Genomic DNA, 3600 nt, shown 5'->3' with positions numbered 1-3600 from the left:
CGGCCGGAAACGCCCCGCGAAAAAGAGAGCGCGGCGCCGGCCCCCGCGCGCCCCGCGGCCGCCCCGGCCGCGCCGGCGCCTTCCGCCGCGGCCACGTTCGAAGAGCGGGTTCGGACCCGGTCTTCGCCGCTCGTGCGGAAGATCGCGCAGGACAACGCCGTCTCGATCGCCGAAGTCGAGGGGACCGGGATCGCCGGCAGGGTCACGAAGAACGACATCCTCTCGTTCATCGACAACCGGAAGAGCGCGCCGAAACCGGAGACGGCGCCCTCGCGCCCCGCGGCGGTTCCCGCCCCGGGCGGCGCCGGCGCGGCCGTGCCGCGCGGCGACCGCGACGAGATCGTCCCGATGTCGGTCATGCGCCGGAAGATCGCCGAGCGGATGGTCGAATCGCGCCGGACGTCCGCCCACGTGGCGACCGTCTTCTCGATCGACTACACCGCCGTCGAGAAGCTCCGCCGCGAGAACAAGGCCGCGTTCCTCGAGGCCAACGGCGTGAAGCTCACCTACATGCCGTTCATCTTCCAGGCGCTCACCTCGGCTCTCAAGAAATTCCCCGAGCTCAACGCCTCGATCGACGGGGAGGAGATCGTCTATCACCGCGACATCCATCTCGGGATGGCGGTCGCGCTCGACTGGGGGCTGATCGTTCCGGTCATCAAGAACGCGGACGAGAAATCGATCCTCGGCCTCGCTCGCGCCGCCAACGACCTGGCCGACCGCGCCCGCTCGAAGAAGCTCAAGCCCGAGGAAGTCTCCGGAGGAACGTTCACGGTGACGAACCCGGGAGTGTACGGCTCGCTGTTCGGCACTCCGATCATCGTGCAGCCCCAGGTCGCGATCCTGGGAGTGGGGGCGATCGAGAAGCGGCCGGTCGTCGTCGAGGACGCGGCGGGGAACGATGCGCTCGCCGTGCGCACGATGGGGTATCTCGCGCTCTCCTTCGACCATCGGCTGATCGACGGAGCGGTTGCCGACCAGTTCATGGCGGAGATCAAGACGACGCTGGAGGCCGGCAGCTTCTCGCTCGCGTGATCGGATCTCCGTGACGGAAAGCGCCGCCGCGATCTCGCTTCCCCGCCGGGAAAAGCTCGCGCTCTTCGCCCTCGCGCTGGCGGCCCGCGGGGCGGCGGCGGCGCTCCTCGCGGCGCGTGTTCCCCGGTTCGGCGACTCGGCGGCCTACATCCGGGCCGCGGAGGCGCTCTGGAAGACGGGAACCTATCCGGCCTGGACGGATCTGGCGATCTTCCGTCCTCCCGGCTACCCGGCGTTCCTGGCGCTCTCGACATGGGGTCATCCCGCGTGGATCGTCGGCGATCGCGCGGCGAACGCCGTGCTCGGCGCTCTCGCGGCCCTCGTGCTGGCCTCGATCGCGGGCCGCGTGGCGCAGTCCCTCCCGGCCGCCCGGATCGCGGGCTTCGCCGCCGCGGTCTACCCTCCCTTTCTCGTCCTCGGCGTGGATCCGCAGAGCGAGCCGCTCTGCCTCGTTCTCCTCCTGGTCGCGGGATTCCTGCTGCTGGTCTCGGTGGATCGCCCGTCGTCCGGCTGCGCCCTGTTCGCCGGCGGCGCGCTCGCTCTCGCGGCGCTCACGCGCCCTTCGGTCCTCCCGCTCGGCATTCTCCTCGCGGCCCCCCTCTTCGACCGCCGGTTTCCTTTCGCCGTCCGGAGGGCGCTCGCGGCATCCGCGCTGTTCGGGTTCGGCGTCGTTCTCCTGCCGTGGACGGTCCGGAACGCCGTCCGCTTCCATGCCGTGCTTCCCGTCAGCGACGGCGGCGCGTTCGTCTTCTGGCAGGGGAATTCCCCCTCGGCGGAGGCTTACTACCGTGCGCGGAGCCGGGCGGAGACCGACGAATGGGTGGGCGAATTCGGCCGGGACCTCGCTCGCTGGCCCGCGGAGATCCCCGGCGCGGGCAGCCCGAATCCCGCCGTCCGGGCCCGCGCCTTCACCCGCGCGGCGGTCGCGTGGATCGGCGCGCATCCCCGGGAAGAAGCCGAGCTCCTCCTCCGGAAGACCGTCGACTGGTTCCGGCCGTGGGTGGATCCGCGTTTCCACTCCCGCGCCCTCGTCTTCCTCTCGTCGGCCGCCTATCCCGCGCTCGCCGCGGCCGCCGCCGCGGGATGGCTCTTCTCGGCCCGGCGCGGCCTCGCCGCCGCCTCCGCCGCGATCCTCGTCCTCACGGCGATCGTCCACGTCTCGACCATCGTGGCGATCCGGTACCGCATCGTCTTCTGGGACCCGGCACTCCTCGTCTACGCCGCCTCGGCCGCCGCCGTTCCCTTCCGGGCGCGGCCGTGAAACCCGTCTCGGTTCGATGGCTGGGACGCGTCGAATACGGAGACGGGCTCGCTCTCCAGACGGAGGCGGCCCGGCGCTGCGCCGAGACGGGGGAAGAGGCGCTCCTGCTCCTCGAACACGACCCCGTCTTCACGCTCGGGCGGAACTCCTCCCGCCGCGACATCCTCTTCACGCCGGAACGCCGCGAGGAGCTCGGGATCGGGGTGTACGACGCGGATCGGGGCGGCAAGGTCACGTACCACGGGCCCGGCCAGCTGGTCGGATACCCGATCCTCGACCTCTCCCCCGACCGGAGAGACGTCCGCCGCTACGTCCGCGATCTCGAAGAGACGCTGATCCGGGTCCTCGCGCTCTACGGGATCGAGGGGACGAGGAGCCCGCTCCCCGATCGCGTGACGTCCGTGTGGGTCGGCAACGACAAGATCGCGGCGATCGGCGTCCACATCGCCCGGTGGATCACGACGCACGGGTTCGCCCTCAACGTCACGACGGATCTCACCCACTTCCTCGGGATCGTTCCGTGCGGCATCACGGACGGAGGCGTCACGTCGATCGAACGGGTCACGGGGCGCCGCCCCGCCGTCGAAGACGTCGCGCGGGCCTACGTCCCCGAGTTCCTCGCCGTTTTCGGCCGCGACCGGATCCGCTAGCCGGTAAAAAAAAGGGCGGCCCGAAGGCCGCCCCGCAGATGCCCGCGAACAGCCCGGGTCAGGGTCCCGGCGGAACGAGCTCGAACATCCCTCGTCCGTGGGTCGCCGCGACGATCTGGCCCGTGGTCGGATTCCGGTCGAGGCCGAAGACGGCGACGGTCGGGAACGAATCGTTGTCATAGAGCCAGTTCGCTCCTCCGTTGGTCGACTGGAAGACGCCGATGTCGGTCCCCACGTAGATCGTGCCGGTCGTCGGGTCGAGCGCGATGCAGTTGGCCGGAACGTCGGGCAGGTCCCCGGAAATGTCCGTCCACGTCGCCGCGCCGGAGAGACCGTTGGTCGTCTTGAAGACGTGGCCGGGCCGCAAAGGAGTGTTGGCGTTGAAGCCGGAAAACGTGGCGTACGCCGTGTTGCCGGTCGCGTCCGCCCCGTCCACCTCCATTTCGGTCACGAAGCGGTTCGGAAGAATCGACGGGTCGTCGATGGCCGACCACGTCGCGACGCAGGGTCCCGGCGGAGCGCATGTCGGGTCGATGTTCGACGACACCTGGATGCTTCCCTCGGAGGAGCCCGTGTAGACCACCTCGAAGCCGCCGACGTTCCCGGGGAACGCCGCGACCGCCGAGAGGAAGTCGGCGCCGTCGTTTCTCGTGA

The 3600-nt window shown here is 70.4% G+C and carries 4 protein-coding genes; 3 read left to right on the top strand and 1 reads right to left on the bottom strand.

Features of this window, described 5'->3' with window-relative positions; genetic code table 11:
• The 3 genes from VFS34_00860 to lipB all read left to right on the top strand — a co-directional run.
• Window positions 1-1035, top strand: a 1035-nt coding sequence (locus VFS34_00860) for a dihydrolipoamide acetyltransferase family protein (GenBank protein ID HET9792980.1), incomplete at its 5' end; no start/stop codon positions are given.
• A 10-nt stretch (window positions 1036-1045) separates the two neighbouring features.
• Window positions 1046-2296: a hypothetical protein gene (locus VFS34_00855; protein ID HET9792979.1), complete on the top strand. Its 1251-nt coding sequence runs from the start codon at window positions 1046-1048 to the stop codon at window positions 2294-2296.
• Entirely contained in the window at window positions 2293-2946 is a 654-nt protein-coding gene (gene lipB / locus VFS34_00850) for a lipoyl(octanoyl) transferase LipB (protein HET9792978.1), read from the top strand. The genes VFS34_00855 and lipB overlap by 4 nt, the downstream gene beginning before the upstream one ends.
• 58 nt (window positions 2947-3004) lie before the next feature.
• On the opposite strand, the gene VFS34_00845 is transcribed toward lipB, so the two are convergent.
• Window positions 3005-3600, bottom strand: a 596-nt coding sequence (locus VFS34_00845) for a hypothetical protein (GenBank protein HET9792977.1), incomplete at its 5' end; no start/stop codon positions are given.

The organism is Thermoanaerobaculia bacterium (genome assembly GCA_035717485.1).
Lineage (GTDB): Bacteria > Acidobacteriota > Thermoanaerobaculia > UBA5066 > DATFVB01 > DATFVB01.
This window is presented reverse-complemented; position numbering and strand designations above follow the sequence as displayed.